The organism is Methylosinus sp. PW1 (genome assembly GCF_000745215.1).
Taxonomy (GTDB): domain Bacteria; phylum Pseudomonadota; class Alphaproteobacteria; order Rhizobiales; family Beijerinckiaceae; genus Methylosinus.
The window spans coordinates 1,293,623-1,314,002 of sequence record NZ_JQNK01000009.1 but is presented as its reverse complement, the minus strand read 5'-3'; the positions used below and the strand labels follow the sequence as shown (position 1 = coordinate 1,314,002).

At 66.9% G+C, this 20,380-nt stretch carries 17 protein-coding genes; 10 read left to right on the top strand and 7 right to left on the bottom strand.

What is annotated here, in order from left to right; all coding sequences use genetic code 11:
• Window positions 1-51: 51 nt before the first annotated feature.
• The 5 genes from K369_RS15910 to K369_RS26590 all read left to right on the top strand — a co-directional run bounded on the left by K369_RS15910 (window position 52) and on the right by K369_RS26590 (window position 8,680).
• Window positions 52-1,245, top strand: coding sequence for a GGDEF domain-containing protein (locus tag K369_RS15910; protein WP_036292403.1), 1,194 nt, complete (start codon window positions 52-54; stop codon window positions 1,243-1,245).
• A gap of 178 nt (window positions 1,246-1,423) precedes the next feature.
• Window positions 1,424-4,720, top strand: coding sequence for a DUF2126 domain-containing protein (locus K369_RS15905; protein ID WP_036292402.1), 3,297 nt, complete (start codon window positions 1,424-1,426; stop codon window positions 4,718-4,720).
• Window positions 4,710-7,229, top strand: a complete 2,520-nt coding sequence (locus tag K369_RS15900) for a circularly permuted type 2 ATP-grasp protein (protein ID WP_036292400.1) — start codon at window positions 4,710-4,712, stop codon at window positions 7,227-7,229. The genes K369_RS15905 and K369_RS15900 overlap by 11 nt, the downstream gene beginning before the upstream one ends.
• On the top strand, window positions 7,226-8,113 hold the full coding sequence (locus tag K369_RS15895) for a transglutaminase family protein (RefSeq protein WP_036292399.1): 888 nt from the start codon (window positions 7,226-7,228) through the stop codon (window positions 8,111-8,113). The genes K369_RS15900 and K369_RS15895 overlap by 4 nt, the downstream gene beginning before the upstream one ends.
• Before the next feature lie 27 nt (window positions 8,114-8,140).
• A complete protein-coding gene (locus tag K369_RS26590; protein ID WP_156967947.1) occupies window positions 8,141-8,680 on the top strand; it encodes a hypothetical protein in 540 nt (179 codons plus the stop codon).
• Window positions 8,681-8,719: 39 nt separating this feature from the next.
• On the opposite strand, the gene K369_RS15890 is transcribed toward K369_RS26590, so the two are convergent.
• Complete coding sequence (locus tag K369_RS15890) at window positions 8,720-9,244, bottom strand: restriction endonuclease (RefSeq protein ID WP_245278219.1); 525 nt, start codon at window positions 9,242-9,244, stop codon at window positions 8,720-8,722.
• Between the two features lie 370 nt (window positions 9,245-9,614).
• Here K369_RS15890 and K369_RS15885 point away from each other — a divergent pair, with 370 nt between their 5' ends.
• Entirely contained in the window at window positions 9,615-10,604 is a 990-nt protein-coding gene (locus tag K369_RS15885) for a bifunctional riboflavin kinase/FAD synthetase (RefSeq protein ID WP_036292397.1), read from the top strand.
• Between the two features lie 19 nt (window positions 10,605-10,623).
• On the opposite strand, the gene K369_RS15880 is transcribed toward K369_RS15885, so the two are convergent.
• Together K369_RS15880 and K369_RS15875 are read right to left on the bottom strand one after the other, a co-directional pair.
• A complete protein-coding gene (locus K369_RS15880) occupies window positions 10,624-10,908 on the bottom strand; it encodes a hypothetical protein (protein ID WP_036292396.1) in 285 nt (94 codons plus the stop codon).
• Complete coding sequence (locus tag K369_RS15875; RefSeq protein ID WP_036292395.1) at window positions 10,905-12,134, bottom strand: multidrug effflux MFS transporter; 1,230 nt, start codon at window positions 12,132-12,134, stop codon at window positions 10,905-10,907. The genes K369_RS15880 and K369_RS15875 overlap by 4 nt, the downstream gene beginning before the upstream one ends.
• Window positions 12,135-12,339: 205 nt before the next feature.
• Here K369_RS15875 and K369_RS15870 point away from each other — a divergent pair, with 205 nt between their 5' ends.
• The 3 genes from K369_RS15870 to K369_RS15860 all read left to right on the top strand — a co-directional run bounded on the left by K369_RS15870 (window position 12,340) and on the right by K369_RS15860 (window position 14,328).
• A complete protein-coding gene (locus K369_RS15870) occupies window positions 12,340-12,684 on the top strand; it encodes a DUF952 domain-containing protein (protein ID WP_036295466.1) in 345 nt (114 codons plus the stop codon).
• Window positions 12,681-13,742 carry a quinone-dependent dihydroorotate dehydrogenase gene (locus K369_RS15865; protein WP_036292394.1) on the top strand — a complete coding sequence of 354 codons (1,062 nt, stop codon included), beginning with the start codon at window positions 12,681-12,683 and terminating at the stop codon, window positions 13,740-13,742. Before K369_RS15870 ends, K369_RS15865 begins: the two co-directional genes overlap by 4 nt.
• Window positions 13,743-13,899: 157 nt before the next feature.
• Window positions 13,900-14,328 carry a DUF1810 domain-containing protein gene (locus K369_RS15860; protein WP_036292393.1) on the top strand — a complete coding sequence of 143 codons (429 nt, stop codon included), beginning with the start codon at window positions 13,900-13,902 and terminating at the stop codon, window positions 14,326-14,328.
• Here the strand turns inward: K369_RS15860 and K369_RS15855 are convergent.
• The gene (locus K369_RS15855) at window positions 14,322-15,350 is read right to left on the bottom strand and encodes an AMP-binding protein (protein ID WP_245278218.1); all 1,029 of its coding nucleotides are present in this window, start codon (window positions 15,348-15,350) and stop codon (window positions 14,322-14,324) included. The genes K369_RS15860 and K369_RS15855 overlap by 7 nt on opposite strands.
• The gene (locus K369_RS15850; RefSeq protein ID WP_036292391.1) at window positions 15,347-17,167 is read right to left on the bottom strand and encodes an extracellular solute-binding protein; all 1,821 of its coding nucleotides are present in this window, start codon (window positions 17,165-17,167) and stop codon (window positions 15,347-15,349) included. The genes K369_RS15855 and K369_RS15850 overlap by 4 nt, the downstream gene beginning before the upstream one ends.
• 308 nt (window positions 17,168-17,475) lie before the next feature.
• Between K369_RS15850 and K369_RS15845 the strand changes: the two genes are divergently transcribed.
• Window positions 17,476-18,201 carry an invasion associated locus B family protein gene (locus K369_RS15845; RefSeq protein WP_036292390.1) on the top strand — a complete coding sequence of 242 codons (726 nt, stop codon included), beginning with the start codon at window positions 17,476-17,478 and terminating at the stop codon, window positions 18,199-18,201.
• Window positions 18,202-18,439: 238 nt separating this feature from the next.
• Here the strand turns inward: K369_RS15845 and hspQ are convergent, their stop codons facing one another.
• Together hspQ and K369_RS15835 are read right to left on the bottom strand one after the other, a co-directional pair.
• Window positions 18,440-18,787 carry a heat shock protein HspQ gene (gene hspQ / locus K369_RS15840; RefSeq protein WP_245278217.1) on the bottom strand — a complete coding sequence of 116 codons (348 nt, stop codon included), beginning with the start codon at window positions 18,785-18,787 and terminating at the stop codon, window positions 18,440-18,442.
• Between the two features lie 94 nt (window positions 18,788-18,881).
• The gene (locus K369_RS15835; protein WP_026599372.1) at window positions 18,882-19,925 is read right to left on the bottom strand and encodes a CoA ester lyase; all 1,044 of its coding nucleotides are present in this window, start codon (window positions 19,923-19,925) and stop codon (window positions 18,882-18,884) included.
• Window positions 19,926-20,380 lie beyond the last annotated feature (455 nt).

The following is a 20,380-nucleotide window of genomic DNA, read 5'->3' as shown; positions in this document are numbered from 1 at the left end:
GAGCTGGAAAAGCGAGCCGCCGGACATAGATGAGACCGCGTTGGGGTGAGCATGTGGCGTCGGCTAGGACATACGTCTCGAAATTCGGCGCCGCTGCCCGACGCCGCTTATGTCGAGCTGGTCGATATGGTGGCGCGGCCGGTCATGCCGGTGGCCTTCATGGGCATAGCGCTCGCCTGTGTCGGCCTGCTGCTCGCGTCGCGCAAGCAGGATTGGGCGTTGCTGGCGCTGACGCTCGCCGGCGTCGCTGTGGATATAGCGAGCGTTTTCCTGGTTCTCGCCTATCAGAGGCGCGCAGCGCAGGCGACGATTCTCGCCGATGAGGCGAGGGTCTGGGAGCGCCGCTACGCCATCGGCCTCTTCTCTTTCGCCGCTCTGCTCGGCGCGATCAATGCGCGCGCGCTCATGATGGCGCATCCCCCGGAATCGTCGCTGGTGCCGATGCTGACCTCGGGCCTCGCCTTCGTCTTCGCCGGCGGCGTCGTGTCCAATGTCGCCTTCCGTCCGCGTCTTTGCGCGGTCGGCCTCGCCCTGTCGGCGACGCCGACGGTCATCGGCCTCGTCGTTCGCGCGACGGAGGCGAGCGATATCCACATTCTCTTGGGCTTCGTCCTGCAGGCGGTGCTTCTTTCCGCCTTTGCCGTCGTCGGTCTCTTTTGGGCGGCCGAGACGCATGCGGCGACGCGCCGACAAATCATCTCCAAGCTCGATTTCGCGAAAATGGCGCGGCATGACGATTTGACCGGCCTCGCCAATCGCGTCGAGCTGCGCGAGCGTTTCGACGAGGCTTCGACGCGCCTCGGGCCGAATGAATATTTGGCGATTCACTGCCTCGACCTCGACCGTTTCAAGGCCGTCAACGACGCCTATGGCCATCTGACCGGCGATCTCCTGCTCTGCGCCGCCACCGCGCGCCTGCTGACCATGGTGCGGCGGGAGGATACGGCGGCCCGGCTCGGCGGCGACGAGTTCGTCGTCCTCCAGACTGGCGTCCGCCACCCGGACGAGGCGCTGCTGCTGGCGCGCCGCATCGTTCGCGTCCTCGGCGCGCCTTACGAGATCGAGGGCCGCAGCATTCAGATCGGCGTGAGCATCGGCGTCGCGCTCGCGCCGCGCGACGGGCTGACGCTCGAGCAGCTCGTCACGCGCGCCGATGCGGCGCTCTATCGGATGAAGCGCGGCGGAAGGGGAGGGGTCGTCTTCGCCGAGGAGCCGCCGCCGCCCTCGGCCGCCAATGATTCGTGAGCGCGGAAAAGGGCGCCGAAAGCTGCGGCGCCCGCCGCCCCGGCGGGATGCGTCATGCGGCAATTTCCGGCAAAGCGCCGCGCTTTCCGGCGCGTGCGATTGACAGGCCGGCGGCCGCATAAGCTAATCGCCCGTCGCCGCTTTCCCGGCGTCGCCCCGAGGAGGCGAAGCAGCTCCCGTGTCGATCAAGGTCGCGCTCCACCATCTCACCCATTACAAATATGACCGGCCGGTCGCTCTCGGGCCGCAGGTGATCCGGCTGCGGCCGGCGCCGCATTGCCGCACCCGCGTGCCGAGCTATTCGCTCAAGATCGCGCCAGCCAATCATTTCATCAACTGGCAGCAGGACCCGCACGGCAATTGGCTGGCGCGCCTCGTCTTTCCAGAGAAGGCGGAGGAATTTCGCGTCGAGGTCGATCTCCATGCCGAGATCGCCGTCTACAATCCCTTCGACTTCTTCGTCGAGCCCTATGCCGAGACCTTCCCCTTCGCCTATCCAGAGGAGCTGCGCGCCGAGCTCGCCTCCTGCCTCGAGGTGGAGCCGCTCGGGCCGCTGGCCAAGGCCTTTGTCGAGAGCGTGCGTCCGCGCGAAGACATCCGGCTGATCCCTTTCCTCGTCGAGCTCAACGCCCGCCTGCAGCGCGACATTCGCTATGTCATCCGCATGGAGCCCGGCGTGCAGACGCCGGACGAGACGCTCGTGGCCGGCACCGGCTCCTGCCGCGATTCGGCCTGGCTGCTCGTGCAGGTTCTGCGCAGCCTCGGCCTCGCGGCGCGTTTCGTCTCCGGCTATCTCATCCAGCTGAAGGCGGACGTCGATCCGATCGAGGGACCGACCGGAACCGATAAAGACTTTACCGATCTGCACGCCTGGGCCGAGCTCTATGTCCCCGGCGCCGGCTGGATCGGCATGGACGCCACCTCCGGCCTCTTCTGCGGCGAGGGGCATCTGCCCTTGTGCAGCGCGCCGCATTATCGCTCCGCCGCGCCGCTCTCCGGCGTCGTCGAGCCGGCGGAGGTCGATTTCGGCTTCGAGATGTGGGTGCAGCGCATTCGCGAGGCGCCGCGCATCACCGCGCCTTTCTCGGACGAATCCTGGGCGAGGCTCGACGCGCTCGGCGAGAAGGTCGACGAAGATATCCAGGCTCAGGACATGCGCCTCACAATGGGCGGCGAGCCGACCTTCGTCTCCATCGACGATTTCCAGGCGCCGGAATGGAACACCGCCGCCGTCGGCCCCACCAAACGCGCCCGCGCCGACGATCTGGTGCGGCGTCTGCACGACCGTTTCGCCAAAGGCGGCTTTCTGCATTACGGGCAGGGCAAATGGTATCCGGGCGAGAGCCTGCCGCGCTGGGCCTTCGCCATTTATTGGCGCAAGGACGGCAAGCCGGTGTGGCGCGATCCCGAGCTGGTGACGCGCATCGGCTCGACCAAAATCCCCACCGCGCAGCAGAGCGAGGCGTTCGTCACCGATCTCTCCGAGCGTCTGGGGCTGGGGCGGCGCTACGTCATCCCGGCCTATGAGGACCCGTCGCATTGGCTGCTGAAGGAAGGCTCTCTGCCCGTCAATGTCGATCCGCTCGATTCGAAGATCGACGATGCGGAGGAGCGCGTCCGCATGTTGCGGGCTTTCGAGCGCGGCCTCGCCAATCCGGTCGGCTATGTGCTGCCCGTGCAGCGCTGGAACGCCCGCGCCGAGCGGCGCTGGGTGTCGGAGCGCTGGCCCTTGCGGCGCGGCCGGCTGTTCCTCGCGCCGGGCGATTCGCCGATCGGCCTGCGCCTGCCGATCAGCTCGCTGCCCTGGATTCCGCCGAGCGCCTATCCCTATAGCTGGCAGCAGGACCCGACCGAAAAGCGCGGCCCGCTGCCGGACCCCGCGCATCTGCTGCAAATCTACGAGAGCCGCGCGCTCGACGATCGTCAGGAGGTCAGCGAGCAGTTCCAGGTCGAAGGCGCGGTGCGCACGGCCCTCGCCATAGAGCCGCGCGACGGCGTTCTCTGCGTCTTCATGCCGCCGGTTACGACGCTCGAGGATTACCTCGAGCTGCTGACCGCGGTGGAGGCGACCGCCAAGGCGATGAATCTGCCGGTTCACATCGAGGGCTATCCGCCGCCGGTCGATCCACGCCTCGAGGTCATCAAGGTCACGCCGGACCCCGGCGTCATCGAGGTGAACATCCATCCGGGCGACACATGGCGCGACGCCGTCGCCACCACCACGGGCCTCTATGAGGACGCCCGGCAATCGCGGCTGACGGCCGATAAATTCCTGATCGACGGCCGCCAGACTGGCTCCGGCGGCGGCAATCATGTCGTGCTCGGCGGCCGCACGCCTTTCGATTCGCCCTTCCTGCGCCGTCCGGACCTGCTCAAGAGCCTGGTGCTCTATTGGCAGCGCCATCCTTCGCTCTCCTATCTCTTCTCGGGCCTCTTCATCGGCCCCACGAGCCAGGCGCCGCGGCTCGACGAGGCGCGTCACGATTCGCTCTATGAGATGGAGATCGCGCTCGCCAATGTGCCGGAGGCGGGGACGACGAATTTCCCGCCCTGGATCGTCGATCGCCTGTTCCGCAATCTGCTCGTCGACGTCACCGGCAACACGCATCGCGCCGAAATCTGCATCGACAAGCTCTATTCGCCCGACAGTCCGACCGGCCGGCTCGGCCTCGTCGAGTTCCGCTCTTTCGAGATGCCGCCGGACGCGCGCATGAGCCTCGCGCAGCAATTGTTGTTGCGCGCGCTCGTCGCCTGGTTCTGGCGCGAGCCGCAGAGGGGCGGGCTGGTGCGCTGGGGGACGGCGCTGCACGACCGCTTCATGCTGCCGCATTTCGTGTGGCGCGATTTCCTCGACGTGCTCGGCGATCTGCGAGGGGCGGGCTACGCTTTCGAGCCGGAATGGTTCGAGGCGCAGAAGGAGTTCCGCTGTCCGCTCGCCGGCCGCGTCGAGCATGGCGGGGTGGAGCTCGAGATTCGGCAGGCGCTGGAGCCCTGGCATGTGCTGGGGGAGGAAGGCGTCGCCGGCGGCACGGCGCGCTTCGTCGATTCCTCGGTGGAGCGCGTCGAGGTGAAGGCCAAGGGCTTCGTCCCCGGCCGCCATGTGATCGCCTGCAATGGCCGCCGCGTGCCCATGACCAGCGCCGGCGCCTCGGGGGAGGCGGTGGCGGGCGTCCGCTTCAAGGCCTGGCAGCCGGCCTCCGGCATGCAGCCGACCATCCCTGTCCATTCGCCGCTGACCTTCGACGTCATAGACAGCTGGAGCGAGCGCTCGCTCGGGGGCTGCGTCTATCACACCGCGCATCCGGGCGGTCGCAACTACGATACGTTTCCGGTAAACTCGCATGAGGCGGAGGCTCGCAGGCTGGCGCGGTTCCAGGATCACGGCCATACGCCCGGCAGGGTGAGGCCGCCGCGCGAGGAGCCGGCGGGAGAGTTCCCGCTGACTTTGGACCTGCGGAGGAGTTGTGCCGGCTGAGCGGACGATTGATGCGACGACGGGAGAGGCGGCGCGCCGCGTCGCCGCCTGGATCGCCCGCTATGCGCCGCCGAAGGGCGTGCCGGACGAGCTGGTCGGCTCGGACGGACGCGTGCGTCCGCATTGGGCGAGCCTGCTCGACACGCTCGGGGGCCTCAGCCGCGAGGACATTGACGATCGCTTCGCCGCCGCCGGACGGCGCATCCGCGACATGGGCGTCTCCTATCGCGTGCTCGGCGAGACCAAGGAGCGCACCTGGCCGCTGAGCCGGCTGCCGCTGCTGCTGCCGCAGGCCGAGTGGCGGGAGATCGCCGCGGGCGTCGCCCAGCGCGCCGAGCTGCTCGACATGGTGCTGCGCGACGCCTATGGCGAGCAGCGCCTCGTCAAAGAGGGCGCGCTGCCGGCGGCGGTCATCGCCGGCTCGCCCGATTATGTCCGCGCCATGAGCGGCGCGACGCCGCCGGGCGGACGCTGGCTGCGCTTCTACGCCGCCGAGATCGGCCGCGGACCGGACGGGCGCTGGTGGGTGCTGGGCGATCGCGCCCAGGCGCCTTCGGGCGCGGGCTATTCGCTGGAGAATCGGCTGGTGATGGCGCGTACCTTTCCGCGCCTCTATCGAGACATGAAGGTCGAGCGGCTCGCGCCCTTCTTCCGCGATTTCCGCGGCGCCCTCGCCAAGGCCGCGCAGCAGAAGGACCCGCGCATCTGCCTGCTGACGCCCGGCCCGTTCAGCGAATCCTATTCCGAGCAGGTGAGCCTCGCGCGCTATCTCGGCTTTCTTCTGGTCGAAGGCGCCGATCTCGTCACCAGCGAGCGCAAGCTGCATGTGCGCACCATCGCCGGGCTGAAGCGCGTCGATGTGGTTTGGCGCAGGGTCGACGCCGATTGGTGCGATCCGCTGGAGCTGAACGCCGCGTCGCAGCTCGGCGTGCCGGGCCTGCTCGACACGATCCGCGAGGGCAATGTCACCATCGCCAACATGCCCGGCGCGGGCCTCATCGAATCGCGCGCTCTGCTCTCCTTTTTGCCGGCCATCGCCCGCCGGCTGCTCGGCGAGGATCTGCGCCTCGCCAATATCGCGACATGGTGGTGCGGCCAGGACGAGGCCCGCGACGCCGTGCTCGCCTCGCTCGAGGACCGCGCCGTCGCGCCCGCTTTCGGCGAGCATCTCGCCGGCTTTCCGGGCCGCCGCGTGGCGCTGGGCGCGGAGTTCGACGCCGCCGAGCGCGCGCGTCTCACCGAGGCGATGCGCGCCCGCGGCATGGATTATGTCGGCCAGGAGGTCGTGCAGCTCTCGACGACGCCGGTCTGGCAGGATGGCGCGCTGGTTCCGCGCCCATTTGCGCTCAGAGTCTTCGCCGCCGCCACGGCGGATGGCTGGCGGGTGATGCCGGGCGGCTTCTGCCGCGTTTCGGATCGTCTCGACGTGCGCGCCATCTCCATGGGGGCGGGCGCGCAATCGGCCGATGTCTGGGTGCTGGGCGATCGGCCGACCGACAATTCCACCCTGCTGCCGACGAGCGACGACATAGAGATCGTCCGCATGGTCGGCGATCTGCCGAGCCGCGCCGCCGACAATCTCTTCTGGATGGGCCGCTATTTCGAGCGCGCCGAGGCGACGCTGCGGCTGGTGCGCTCGCTCTGCAATCGCCTGACCGAGGCGGACGCCCCCAATTACAGCGGCCGCCAGCCGATCGAGCGGCTGGAGCGCGTGCTGCTCGCCTGGGGCGCCGCGCCGACGCGTGACCCGCGCCTCTCGGCGGCCGAGCTCGCTCTCGCCGCCGCCGGCGGAACCGAGACAGCCGGCTCCGCCCTCTCCATCGCCCGCGCCGCCAAGCATGCCGCCTCCATCGTGCGCGAGCGCCTGTCGCAGGACATTTGGCATCTCGTCCGCCTGCTGGAGGCGCGGCTCGACGATTTCTCGCAAGGCCCCGCCTCGGAGCCGGAAGTGCTCGAGGGCGTCGAGCAATCGCTGCATGTGCTGGCGGCGCTCTCCGGCCTCATCGACGAGAATTTCAACCGCGTCGCCGGCTGGTGCTTTCTCGATCTCGGCAAGCGCGTCGAGCGGGCGATCAACGCCTGCCGCTTCTCCCGCCAATTCGCCGATGAGGGCGCGACTATCGACAGTCTCGACACTCTGCTCGAGCTGATCGATTCGCAGATCACCTATCGCTCCCGCTATCTCGCCGGCGCCGCTCTCGCGCCCGTGCTCGATATGGCGGTGCTCGATCCTTATAATCCGCGCTCGGTCGGCTTTCAGGTGGCCAAGATCGAGGAGCATCTCTCCTCTCTGCCGACCCTGCGCCACGACGGATTGCTGGAGGCGCCGCGCCGTCTCGCCGTGAAATTGCGCGCCGAGATAGAGGTCGCGAACGCCGCCGAGCTGGACGCCGCCAAAATCTTCGCCATAGAGCAGCGCTTGATGAGCCTTGCGGATGCGCTCGCCGCCCGCTACTTCCTGCAGGGCTCCAATGCGGCGCATTTCGAAGAGCCGATCCGGTTAGCGTGATCTACGACATCACCCATGTGACGACCTACAGCTACGAGGCGCCCGTCGCCGCGGCGCGCTGCGCTTTGCGCCTATTGCCGCGCGACGACGCCGGCCAGCGCGTGGTCTTCGGCCGCATCGACATCACGCCTTCTCCGCACGACTGGCGCGAGCGCGTCGATTTCTACGGCAATCGCGTCGCCGAGGCGCAGCTCGACGCTCCCCATGTGAAGCTCGGCATTGCGATGAGCGCGCGCGTGCGCGTCGAGCGCGCCGCCCCGCCCGCAGAGGCGCTGACGCCGCCTTGGGAGGTCGTCCGCCGCCAAGCGCTGGAGGCGCCCTCGCTCGGCCCCGACGCGCCGGCGCATTTCATCTTTCCGAGCCGGCTCGCCCCCCTCTACGCGCCCGCGACGGCGTATGCGCGCGAGAGCTTTCCGCCCGGCCGCCCGATGCTGGCCGGCGCGGCGGAGCTGATGCGGCGCATCCATCGCGATTTTCTCTACGATCCCAACGCCACCCATGTCGCAATGCCGCTGGCGCAGGCCTTCGACAAGCGCAGCGGCGTCTGCCAGGATTTCACCCACATCATGATCGCAGCGCTGCGCGGCCTCGGCCTGCCGGCGGCCTATGTCAGCGGCTATATCCGCACCATACCGGCGCCCGGCGCCGCCAAGCTCGAGGGCGCCGACGCCTCCCACGCCTGGATTTCCGTCTGGTGCGGGCGCGAGTTCGGCTGGCTCGGCGTCGATCCGACCAACGCCATTCTGGCTATGAACGACCACGTCGTCATCGCGCGAGGCCGCGATTACGCCGATGTCTCGCCGATCGACGGCGTGATCTTCGCCGCCGGCAAGCAGAAGCTCGATGTGCGCGTCAGCGTCACGCCGATAGAAGAGGCCGCCTGACGTAATTTCTTTTTATTGGTGATCCCTATGGTTGAGAGTGGCATTCCACCGTTCAAATGGGCTCCCGGTTTCGCTGAAACCCTTGCTGAGATTGCCAACAATTGGGCTCATATTGAATTTGCAATGAACCAGTCGATTTGGATATTGAGTGGCCTTTCTAGTGAAGCTGGGGCGTGCATCACTTCGCAAATCTTCACATTGCAGGGACGCCTCGCGGCCGTAAAAAGCCTTCTCGAGTTGGTGGAGGCACCGAAGCCTCTACTGAAACAAGTCAACAAATTTTCAGAGAACGTGAGAGGGGCGACCGAAAAGCGAAACCGTGCGCTTCATGATATGTGGCTTGTTGATATTCGTGACGAAAATATTATGGCGCGTATGGAAATTACGGCGCCTGGACATTTAAGTTTCGAGCCAAAGCCTCATGACTTGTTAAAAATTCAGAATGACCTTGCAGTCGTCGCTGCGGCAAGGAAAGAGGCATTTGCTATTCGTAATGCAATTCAACAGCTTCCGACATTGCCGACGCGATCAAAATCAATACGCGATCCGATGGATGGCACTTATTAGGATTCGGACAGTCATGTCCTCTCGCTGCCCAATGCGAAGTCAATTGCAAATTTGCCTGAGCAGCCGGTCGATCTTCGTCAGCTCCGAGTGATGCAGCAGCAGCACCTCATTGGAGGCGGCGAGCTGCGCCGCGCTCGCCGTATAGCCCTTGGTGGCGACGACGATTCCACGCTCGGCCTCCTCATGGGCGATGGCGGCGACGATCTCCTGCACGGCCCTGTTGCCGACCGGCTTCGAATATTTCTTGCACTGGACGACGATCCTGCGCCCGCGTTTCTCCGCGACGATATCGACGCCCTGATCGCCGCTCAGCCGCGTGACCCGCGCGCTCCAGCGCGCCTCGCGCAGCAGGGCGGCGCAGAAATGCTCGTAATCCTCCGGGCTCATCGCCTCGCTATATTGCGGAAAGGCGATCTCCTCATAGGCCAGCACGGCGAGATGCAACACGCCGACAAAAGCGAGCGCCATCGCCCCGGCGCCGGCGACATGCGGCCAGAGCCAGCCTGCGGCGGCGGCGCAGACGATGATGAAGGCGAGGCATCGTCTCTTTCTGCTGCGCGTCATCGCTGTCGAGATCGCCTTTCGCCCGGCCGAAAAGGGCGGCGCCGCCATGCAAGGGGAGAAAGGTTAATTTGCCGCGAAGAGACAGTCCTCTCTGTTCAGAAGCCTTCTGTCTGAAATGACTTCCAGCTGAACGGCTCGGTGCATTCCTCCCTCTCCCCGCAAGGCGCCGCGAGCGGGGAGAAGGAAGGCGGCGAATGCCGCGCGAGCCAAGCAGCCGCCGTCTCGAAGGACATGGAAAGCGTCGCGCGCGGTCTAGGGGCGGGTTGCGCGTTTCCAGGCGCCGACGGGACTGCGCCCCTGCGACCCTCTCGCTCTGGACATGGCGCGTCATCCGAACCAAAGTGAGCCGGCTCCTGCACCGCACAAAGCCTTGGACGCCGCCTTGTCTTCCGCGCAGCCCTTCATCGTCGCCCGCGATCCGCTCGCCCCGCCGCCGGGGCTCGAAGGGGCGGTCGTCGCCATCGGCAATTTCGACGGGCTGCATCGCGGCCATCGCGGCGTCATCGCCCATGCGCAGGCGCTGGCGCGACAGCTCGGCAAGCCCTGCGCCGTGCTCACTTTCGAGCCGCATCCGGCCGATTGCTTCGCCGGAAAATCGGTGATCTTCCGCCTGACCCCGCCGGACGCCAAGGCCGCGCTGCTGGCCCGCCTCGGCCTCGACGGCATGATCATCCTCACCTTCGATCCGGCTTTCGCCGCCCGTCCGCCGCGCGAGTTCACCGAGGAGATTCTCGGGCGGAGCCTCGGCGTCTCGGCTGCGGTGGCGGGCTATGATTTCTGCTTCGGCGCCAAGCGCGCCGGCAATCCGGATTTTCTGCGCGCCGAAGGCGAGCGCCTGGGCTATCGGGTCGAGATCGTGCCGCGAATCACGCAGGACGAGGCCGGCAGCCTCGAGGCGGTCTCCTCCACCGCGACGCGCGAGGCGCTCGCCGCCGGCGACGTCGCGCTGGCGACCAAGCTGCTCGGCCATCCCTATTTCGTCGAGGGCGTCGTGACCCGCGGCCGCCAGCTCGGCCGCACGCTCGGCTTTCCGACCGCCAATATAGCGCTCGACCCCTCCAGCAAGCTGCGCCACGGCATTTACGCGGTGACGCTTGAGGCGGACGGCGTTGTGCGCGAGGGCGTCGCCAATTTTGGCCGCCGGCCGACGGTGGAGGCGGAGGGCGCGCCGCTGCTCGAGGTTTTCGTCTTCGATTTCGACGGCGATCTCTACGGCAAGACGGTGGAGGTCGCCTTCATCGGCTTCATCCGCGGCGAGGCGAAATTCCCTTCGCTCGACACGCTCACCGCGCAAATGCGCGAGGACGCGGCGAAGGCGCGCGAGATTCTGGCCGCGAGACCTACAGTCCCCGCGTCCTGATGCGAGGGGCTGGGCCATATCAGCCGAGCAGAGCGGCGAGAATCGTCTCGAATTCTTCGGCGAGCGGGCCGGTTGAAGGCTTGCGTCCGGCGCGGGCGTACCAATAGCCGGCGTTGCCGAGATCGCCTTCCGCGCGATGCAGAAACGCATGCACCCACATTGCGTCCGCCTCGCCGGACGTATCGACGCATTTATGCGCGCCGTCCCAGTCGCCTTTGGCGTTTTTCCACAGTGCGAGCAGCGGCGGCGAGAGGGCAGGGGGCGTCGCGGCGGCGAGGGAGGCGTGGAATTGGGCGGGGGTCATGGGGCCGACGCGGGCTCGGGGCGCCGCTCCTGCGAAAGAGCGGAAGCCGGCTCGGGAAAGGCGGCGAACGCCACGATGCATGCGGCGACTCCGCAAGCGGCGATAGCGGCGATCATCGGCAGAGCCGCGCCATTGGCCGTTGCGCCGACGATGAAGGAGGCGAATGTTCCGGCGCCGAATTGCAGCGCTCCCAGCAGCGCCGAGGCCGTGCCGGAAATCGCGCCATAGGATTCGAGCGCCATGACGCTGCAGATTGGCATGACGACAGCCCTGGCTGCGATGATGATGAAGAGCGACGCGGCGAGGGTGATGAGACTCGCGCCGCCGGCCATTTCGACCGCCGCCAGCAAGACAGCCGTCGCCGCATAGATCACGACAGAGGCGCGCACGATCGTTTGCGGCTGGAAACGGCCCATCAGCAGCGGCGCAGTCTGCGCGGCCGCCATCAGGCCGATAGAGTTGACGGCGAAGACAGCGCTATAGGCGGCGGGCGTCAGGCCATGCAGCGAAATGAAGACGAAGGAGGAGCCGGCGAGATAGGCGAAAAATCCAGCCTGCGAGAATGCCGTCACCGCCACATAAGGGAGAAAGCGGCGGCTGGCGAGAAGATGCACGTAGTTTCGGACGGCGTCGAGCGGGCGGCTGGCGGCGCGAAGCTCTTCCATGCGCGTCTCCGGCAATGCGATCCACACCAGGACGAGATCGGCGACGCCGAACAGCGCCAGCGCGCCGAACAGAGCCTGCCATGGCGCGACGGCGATGATCGCCGAGCCCAACAGAGGCGCGAGAATCGGCGCGACGCCGAAGACGAGCATCATCATCGCGATGAGCTTGGCGGCCGTTTGTCCGGTATACATGTCGCGCACAATGGCGAGGCCCATCACCATGCCGGCCGAGCCGCCGAGCCCATGGATGAAGCGCCAGGCGGAGAGCTGCTCGGCCGTCGCGGCGGTGATGCTGCCGATCGAGCCGACGATGAACAGCATGAGTCCGGCGTAGATGACCGGCTTGCGGCCGACGGAGTCGGAGATCGGGCCGTAGAAGAGCTGGCCGATCATGAGGCCAGCGAAGAAGGACATGAGGCTGAACTGCACCTGTCCTTCACCGATATTCAGACTCGCCGCGATCTGTGGCATGGCCGGCAGATACATATCGATCGACAGTGGTCCCAGAGCGCCGAGGGCTCCGAGAATAGGCGCTATGCGCCTGGAAGACGTGTCTCGCATGAGTGGCGTTTCACCTGTTCGCCCGGCGCTCGCTATGCGTTCGCGCCGAGCTCGAAGGCTCGAGGAGTGGATCGAGCCCGAAGGTTGAAGATGACGGATCGTCCCTATTTAGATCGATCTAAGATATATCTTAATGTCGGCGGTCGTCAAGCCTTTCATTCGAGCCCCCTACCACGGCGCCCCGAACGCCTGCTATCTCTCCGCCATGACCCTCATCTACAAGCTTCTCCCCGCTTCCCTCTGGCGTGAGGCCGAGGCGGCGGGCGTTTTCGCCGGCGCCGGGATCGATCTTGCCGACGGCTATATTCATTTCTCGACGCGCGCGCAGGCCGAGGAGACGGCGGCGCGCTATTTCAACGGCGTCGCCGATCTTCTGCTCGTCGCTGTGGAAGCCGAGCCTCTCGGCGATGCGCTGAAGTGGGAGCCCTCGCGCGGCGGCGATCTCTTCCCCCATCTCTACGGAACGCTGCCGGTCGCGCGCGTCGCGAAGGTCGCGGCTTTGCCGATGCGCGCGGATGGCGGCCATGATTTCGCGGGGCTCATCGAATGATCGAGGTTTTTTTCGGCGATCTCGCCACCGCGCTGTTTCGCCGACTGCCGCCGGAGACGGCGCATCAGGCGACGATCGCGGCCTTGCAGCTCATGCCGGCGCCGAAGCCGCCGCGCGACGATCCGCGCCTCGCCGTCAGCGCCTTCGGCCTCGATTTTCCCAATCCGATCGGCCTCGCCGCCGGCTTCGACAAAAACGCCGAGGTTCCCGACGCCATGCTGGCCATGGGCTTCGGCTTCGCCGAGGTCGGCACGCTGACGCCCAAGCCGCAGGCCGGCAACGCGCGTCCGCGCGTGTTTCGGCTGCCCGAGGATCGCGGAATCGTCAATCGCTACGGCTTCAACAATGTCGGCCATACGCTCGCCTATGAAAGGCTGCTGGCGCGGCGCTCGCGCGGCGGAATCGTCGGCGTCAACATCGGCGCCAATAAGGACGCCGCGGACCGCATCGCCGATTATGAGCGCGGCATTGCGGCCTTCTCCGAGCTGGCGAGCTATTTCACCGTCAATGTCTCCTCGCCCAACACGCCGGGCCTGCGCGATCTGCAGGAGAAGACCGCGCTCTCCGAGCTTTTGGCGCGCGTGCTCTCGGCGCGCGAGCGGGCGAGGCGCCGGCGCCCGGTTCTGCTGAAGATCGCGCCGGATCTCTCGCTCGCGCAGCTCGACGATGTGGTGAGCGTCGCGCGCGCGCGGGAGATCGACGGGATGATCGTCTCCAACACGACGCTGGCGCGGCCTCAGACTTTGGCCTCGCCTTTCGCGAAAGAGGCGGGCGGGCTCTCGGGCGCGCCGCTCTTCGATCTCTCGACGAAAATGCTCGCCGAGACGTTTCTGCGCGTCGAGGGGCAGTTTCCGCTCATCGGTGTCGGCGGCGTCGATTCGGCCGCTGCGGCGCTCGCCAAGATCGAGGCGGGGGCGAGCCTGGTGCAGCTCTATAGCGCGCTCGTCTATGAGGGGCCGGGACTGGTCGGGCGCATAAAGAGCGGGATTTTGGAGACGCTGGAGCGCGAGGGCGCGACGCTGGCGGCGCTCGTCGGACGGCGGGCGGGCGCGAAATAGCGGGAGCGCCCCCTCCCTCACCCTCCCCCGCTATTCGCGGGAGAGGGAAGGCGGCGGCGTTTCGCGTAATTTTGATAAAGGGCGGAATCTGCTCCCTCTCCCGCGATAGCGGGGGAGGGCTGGGGAGGGGGTCTTCCCGCGCTGATGGAGGCGAAGCATGTCGGCCGACGATCCCTTCGATCTACGCCGTTTCGTCGAGGCGCAGGCTTCCGTCATCGAGACGGCGATCGCGGAGCTCGCCGCCGGGCGCAAGCGAACGCATTGGATGTGGTTCGTCTTTCCGCAGCTCGAGGGGCTGGGCTCCAGCGCCATGGCGAAGCGCTATGCGATAAGCTCGGCGGCGGAGGCGCGCGCGTTTCTCGCACATGAGATTTTGGGCGAGAGGCTGCGCGCCGGCACGCGCCTCGTTCTCGCCGCGGAGCGTCCGCTCGCCGAGATTTTCGGCGCGCCGGACGATCTCAAGTTCAAATCCTCGATGACGCTCTTCGCCGAGGCGGCGCCGCAGGAGACGCTGTTCGCCGAAGCGATCGCGCGCTGCTGCGGCGGCGCGCGGGATGCGGCGACGCTGCGCCGCCTCGCTCAATAGGCGGCGCGGCCTGCGACAGGGCGCGGAGGGGCGCGCAGGGCGCCGTCCGCGCCGATCTCGATGATCGGGCAGGAATAAGGGTGCGAGGGCTCGAAGGCGGGCTCGTCCTCGCCGGCGCGATGGACGGCGATGCAGGCGAGTAGCGCGCCGCTCGTCAGCAGGCCGGCCGCGTCGAGATCGGCCATCGCCGCGCGCGGCGCGACGAGGCGCAGAGGGCCGAGCGCGTCGAGCGTCGCGAGGAAATCGGCGGCGTCGAAAGGCGCGAGGAAATGCAGCGCCGCGCCGGAGAGCAGCGCGGCGAGCGGCCCGGCGACGAGGCCGCCGATCGTGCCCGGGGAGACCAGCGACAGCAGCGGCGCCGAGCCATTGACATGCGCCTTGGCGATGAGGCCGAGGCCGCTGGAGACGAGCCCCGCCTGCTCGTGGAAATGCGGCGCGCCATATTGGTCCAGCGCGCCGATCAGCACTTTCTTGCCCGGCGCGGCGCGCGTCGAGGCGGGCGAATCATTCTCGCTGCGCGAGCGCGGACCGAAATCGACGGCCCCGTCTATGGTCCCGTCGAGCGATCCGATGAGCCTTATCGAAGGCGCTTGCGCGGCGACGCCGAAGACCAGCTCCTCGAGGCTCTCGCCGCCGATCGAGGCCGGCGCGATGAGCGCCGCGGCCGCGACGGCGCGCGCGCCGGCCGCCAGAGCGCCGACCGAGAGGCCGAGCGGCGCCGCCACCGGCTCGAGGCCGGCGGAGATGATTCCGATGAGCGCGATCAGCGTCGCGCTGCTCGGCGCGGCGAAGAGAATGATGCGCTCGCCGGGCTGAAAATCGAAGCTGCGCAGATCGGCGCGAAAGGCGGCGACGCGGCGGTCGAGCTCGGCGTGGTCGATCGCCGCGCCGGTCGAGGCGTCGGCGGCGGCGAGGCGCATGGGGCGCAGCCGCGCCGCGCCGGCGATCAGCGCGTCGAGGCCGAACATGGTCAGCGGATGCGCGCGCGAGAGCGCGCGGCCGGAGTTGTCGGCGAGCGTCACGGCTCCGTCCTCCACCATGTCTCGAGCGTGGCGCCAAACAAGGGAGAGTAGCGGGGCAATTTCGACGGCCTCGCGATTTTCGTCGAGTGAGCGATCCATTGCGTCGAGGAGTGATAGAGCGGCACGATGTAAAAACCGGAGAGTAGCGCGCGGTCGTAGGCGCGCACGGCGGCGACGAAATCCTCGCGCCCGCGCGCGGACAGCAGCGCTGCGATGAGCGCGTCTATCGCCGGAGAGGAGGCTCCCGCGAGATTATAGGAGCCTTCTTGCGCGGCGCTTGCGGAGCCCCAGCGCATGCGCTGCTCATTGCCGGGCGAGGCGGAGGCGGTCCAGGTTCCGAACATCACGTCGAATTCGAACTTCTGGCGGCGACGCTGATATTGCACCTCGTCGACGAGGCGTACGCTCGCGGCGACGCCGATGCGCTGCAGCGAGGAGGCGAAGAACAGCGCCAGACGCTCCTGATCGCGATTGGCGACCATGATCTCGAAGGAGAGCGGATCGCCATTCTTCATCAGCCGATTGTCGACGAGCCTGTAGCCGGCCTCGCCGAGCAGCTCCAGCGCGCGGCGGGCGGGCTCGCGGTCGCGGCCGCTGCCGTCATGCACGGGCGGGCGCCAGCGCCCTTCCAGAATGTCCTCGCGCACGGCGCCGGGGAAGGGGGCGAGCAGGGCGCGCTCCGCCTCGCTGGCCGGGCGGCCGGTGGAGGCGAGCTCCGATTCGTCGAAGAAGCTCTTGGTGCGCGTGTAGAGGCCGGAATAGAGATTGGCGTTGATCCATTCGAAATCGAACATCAGGCCCAGCGCCTCGCGCAGGCGCGTGTCCTGGAACATGGGCCGCCGCGTGTTGAAGACGAAGCCTTCCATGCCCTTGGGGCCGGGGCTCGGCAGAGTCTCCACGGCGACGCGCCCGTCGCGCACGGCGGGGAAATCATAGCCGCTGGCCCAGCGCGTCGTGTTGGACTCCTCGCGATAATCGACGACGCCGGCCTTGAAGGCCTCGAACAGCGAATTGGCGTCGCGGAAATAATTCACGTCGATCTGATCGAAATTATAGAGCCCGCGCTGCATCGGCAGGTCCTTGCCCCAATAGGACGGATCGCGCTTCAGCACGAGCCGCGCGCCGGGCTCGACCTCCTCGACCACATAGGGGCCGGAGCCGATCGGCGGCTTCAGCGTGGCGTCGGTGAAATGCTCGACATCGGTGGCGTGCTTGGGCAGCACGGGCAGAAAGCCGAGGATCAGCGGCAGCTCGCGATCATTGGCGCCGGTGAGGTCGAAGCTGATCGTCTGCGCGTCCGGCGTCTCGACGCGATTCACCAGCCCATAGGCGCTGCGCTGCTGCGGACGGCCCTTGGCCTTCAGCAGATCGAAGGAGAAGCGCACATCCGCCGAGGTGAGCGGCGCGCCATCGGAGAAGCGGGCGCGCGGGTCGAGACGGAAGGTCACATGCTCGCGCGAATCATCGACATCGATCGAGCGCGCCAGCACGCCATAGACGGTGAAGGGCTCGTCGAGCGAGCGCGCCATCAGCCGCTGAATGACATTGCCCTCCAGCCCTTGCGCGGTCGAGCCGGCCTTGAGGTTGAAAGGATTGAGGCTGTCGAAGGCGCCCTGCAGGCCGATTCGCAGCCGGCCGCCCTGTTTCGCCTGCGGATCGGCATAGGGCAGATGGTCGAAATCGGCCGGGAGAGCCGGCTCGCCATGCATTGCGAGGCCGTGGCTCTCGGCGGCGACGGCGCTCGCGCCTTGCGCCCCTGCGAAGAACAAGGGGAAAAGCGTGGCGAGAATTGCGGCGCGAATCGCTCGAATCGTCATGGGCAGACCATATTCAAGGGCGGGTGGACCGGGACAAGACGTCTTGGACGGACTCGGGGTATTCACATATGTTCTTGGAAATACGAGGGCTGCGCAGGCTTGGGCGTCTCGCCGCCCGGCGCGGGGCGGTCTCGCTCGAGGCTCGCGCAGGCCGCTGGAATTCGGCGCGTCGATTTTGTATGAGGCTCCGTCTACCTTTCGCCCCGTCCCAGGGCGAAGACCGAGGACGGGGAGGTAAGAGGCTCTTTCCTCGCGCGAATGACGCCCCGTGCGCCCACTCGATCGTGCACTACTCGAAAGGACGACTTATGCCAATTCAATTTCCGCGGATCGTCGCTGCGGTTCTGACGGGGGCTCTCCTCGTTTCGGCGGGCGTGGCGCAGGCTCAGCAGAAGCCGGCTCCCAAGCCTGCGGCGCCGGCTCCCGCCCCCGCGGCTCCGGCGCAACCGGCCGCGCCCGCGCAGCAGCAGGCTCCGCAAGGGCCGATCAAGGCCGATCTCGTCCCCGTGCAGCCGGAGTGGACCAAGGTTTGCGGCGCGGATCAGCAGTCGAAGAAGGAAATCTGCTACACGACGCGCGATTTCGGCGCTCAGGCCGATCAGCCTCTGCTGGCGCTCGCCGTCTATGATCCCAAGGGCGACGACAGCAAGATCATCCGTCTGCTGCTGCCGCCGGGCTTGCTGCTGAAGCCGGGCTTCCGCTTCGCCGTCGGCGCAGGCGCGTTGGACGCCGGCGAGTTCGAGATCTGCTTCCCCAATGGCTGCTTCGCGCAGGCCAAGGTCAAGACGGCGCTCATCGACCAGATGAAGAAAGCCGACAAGATGACCATAGTGGTCAAGAATCAGGTCAACAATGAAGTGACCTTCCTTCTGCCGCTGACGGGCTTCGGCAAGTCCTTCGACGGCCCGCCCGTCGACCCCAAGGTGCTCGAGGAGCAGCAGAAGAAGCTGCAGGAAGAGCTGCAGAAAAAGGCCGACGAAGAGCGCAAGAAGCTCGAGAGCCAGCAGAAGCCGGCCGCGCCCGCCGGGAAGTGACATTCGCAGGCGCCGGCGTTTCGATCTCCCGATGGGGGCGAGCGCCGGGGCTCGTCCCCTCGGCCGTCATTGCGAGAAGCGCAGCGATGAAGCAATCCAGGGGCCGCCCCGCGGCTCTGGATTGCTTCGCTTCGCCCGCAATGACGGAGTGGGTTCGAATTCGAGATGACGGCGTCATGCCCGGCAGGCCGCGGCCCGACCGGGAATTCAGAGCAACGACGCCTCTCTTGCGGCCGTCTCAGTGCCGCTTGGCCGATTTCACGCGATAATAGCCGTCGGAGGAGCGCTCGAAGGTCTCCTCGACCTGCGGATGGCGCACCGGATCGCCGGAATTGTCGGGCAGGAGATTCTGCTCCGAGACATAGGCGACATATTCCGTCTCCGAATTCTCGGCGAACAAATGGTAGAAGGGCTGGTCCTTGCGCGGCCGGACTTCCTCGGGAATGGACAGCCACCATTCTTCCGTATTGGCGAATTCGGGATCGACGTCGTAGATCACGCCGCGGAACGGATAGCGACGGTGCTTGACGACCTGCCCGATCGTGAATTTGGCGCTACATTCTCTCGTCATATCGATCGACGCCATCTGTTACGCTTCATACCGATAGAAACGGTAGCGCAGCGCCGCCATTGGCGTCAACGCTGTAAAGCGCGGGCGGCCGGCCGCCCGCGCGCAGGACTCAGAAACCGTAGATCGCCGCATAATCCGGATCATTGGCGGCGACCTGACGGGCGAGATCGACGACGACCTTGCACTGCTTCCAGGTGGCGTCGTCCTGCATGCGGCCGTCGATCATCACCGCGCCGGTGCCGTCCGGCATCGCCTCCAGCACGCGGCGGGCGAAGGCCACTTCCGCCGGATCCGGCGAGAAGACGCGCTTAGCGATGGCGATCTGCGTCGGATGCAGCGACCAGGCCCCCGCGCAGCCGAGCAGGAAGGCGTTGCGGAATTGCGATTCGCAGGCCGGCGAATCGGAGAAATCGCCGAACGGCCCGTAAAACGCCTTGATTCCCGCCGAGGCGCAGGCGTCGACCATTTTGGCGATGGTGTAATGCCACAAATCCTGCTGATAGGAGGGGCGCAGGCCCTGGCCCGGATCGGCGTCCGCCAGCACGCGATAATCGGGATGGCCGCCGCCGACGCGCGTCGTCTTCATCGCCCGCGAGGCGGCGAGATCGGCCGGGCCGAGGCTGATGCCATGCATGCGCGGGCTCGCCGCGGCGATGGCGTCCACATTCTTCACGCCTTCGGCCGTCTCCAGAATGGCGTGAATGAGAATGGGCTTGGTCACGCCATTGCGGGCCTCGAGCTGGGCGAGCAGCTGATCGAGATAATGAATGTCCCAGGGGCCTTCGACCTTGGGCAGCATCACCACGTCGAGCTTATTGCCGACGGCGGCGACGATCTCGATCAGATCGTCGAGAATCCAGGGCGAGTTCAGCGAATTGATGCGCGTCCACAGGCCGGTGGAGCCGAACTCCGTGGATTTGGCCATCTCGATGAAGCCTTTGCGGGCGGCTTCCTTGGCGTCGGCGGGAATGGCGTCCTCGAGATTGCCGAGCACCACATCCACTTGGCGGACGAGCTCGGGCACCTTGGCGCGCAGCTTCTCCAAATGGGGCGGCACGAAATGGATCATCCGCTCGACCTTGACCGGAAGCTCGCGCAAGGGCGCCGGCGCGCCGATGGCGAGCGGGCGGTAGAATTGATTGGGGAGTTTCATCGTGCGGCTCTTTCTCGTAAGGGAGTGGCCGCAGCGATAGCCGGTCTTTTCCGCGGAGGGAATAGGGCGCGCCTGCGCTCGCGTTCTCTCTAAGGCGCGGCTTTCGCCTCGATTTCCGCGAACTGCTAATTTTCTTCTACATGACACAATCTGCGCTTGACGCGGCGGTAACGCGCCATTAGGTTCCGCCCACTTTCGACAGGCAGTAAGTTCACGTCGTCGCAAGCGCCGCGCTCGCGACCCTTCGAACTTATACGCTGTCGGCCTCACCTGAGACTGCCAAGCAGTTGGTAATCATGGGGCGCGCGAGCGTCCTCCAGGAAGGCACGACCCCGGAAACGGGGTCCTCTGCATGAGGAGCGCCTTGGGCCGGAGGGCCGAGGGCGCTCAGCTCGCTTGCGTTCTAGCGAACGTGGGCGGGGTATTGATTATTCGCCAATTCGCCGGGCGCGCAA

Excerpts from the sequence above, each read along its gene's own strand:
- K369_RS15910 (WP_036292403.1), top strand. The coding sequence starts at position 52 with ATGTGGCGTCGGCTAGGACATACGTCTCGAAATTCGGCGCCGCTGCCC.
- K369_RS26590 (WP_156967947.1), top strand. The coding sequence starts at position 8,141 with ATGGTTGAGAGTGGCATTCCACCGTTCAAATGGGCTCCCGGTTTCGCT.
- K369_RS15890 (WP_245278219.1), bottom strand. The coding sequence starts at position 9,244 with ATGACGCGCAGCAGAAAGAGACGATGCCTCGCCTTCATCATCGTCTGC.
- K369_RS15880 (WP_036292396.1), bottom strand. The coding sequence starts at position 10,908 with ATGACCCCCGCCCAATTCCACGCCTCCCTCGCCGCCGCGACGCCCCCT.
- K369_RS15875 (WP_036292395.1), bottom strand. The coding sequence starts at position 12,134 with ATGCGAGACACGTCTTCCAGGCGCATAGCGCCTATTCTCGGAGCCCTC.
- K369_RS15870 (WP_036295466.1), top strand. The coding sequence starts at position 12,340 with ATGACCCTCATCTACAAGCTTCTCCCCGCTTCCCTCTGGCGTGAGGCC.
- K369_RS15865 (WP_036292394.1), top strand. The coding sequence starts at position 12,681 with ATGATCGAGGTTTTTTTCGGCGATCTCGCCACCGCGCTGTTTCGCCGA.
- K369_RS15860 (WP_036292393.1), top strand. The coding sequence starts at position 13,900 with ATGTCGGCCGACGATCCCTTCGATCTACGCCGTTTCGTCGAGGCGCAG.
- K369_RS15850 (WP_036292391.1), bottom strand. The coding sequence starts at position 17,167 with ATGACGATTCGAGCGATTCGCGCCGCAATTCTCGCCACGCTTTTCCCC.
- K369_RS15845 (WP_036292390.1), top strand. The coding sequence starts at position 17,476 with ATGCCAATTCAATTTCCGCGGATCGTCGCTGCGGTTCTGACGGGGGCT.
- hspQ (WP_245278217.1), bottom strand. The coding sequence starts at position 18,787 with ATGGCGTCGATCGATATGACGAGAGAATGTAGCGCCAAATTCACGATC.
- K369_RS15835 (WP_026599372.1), bottom strand. The coding sequence starts at position 19,925 with ATGAAACTCCCCAATCAATTCTACCGCCCGCTCGCCATCGGCGCGCCG.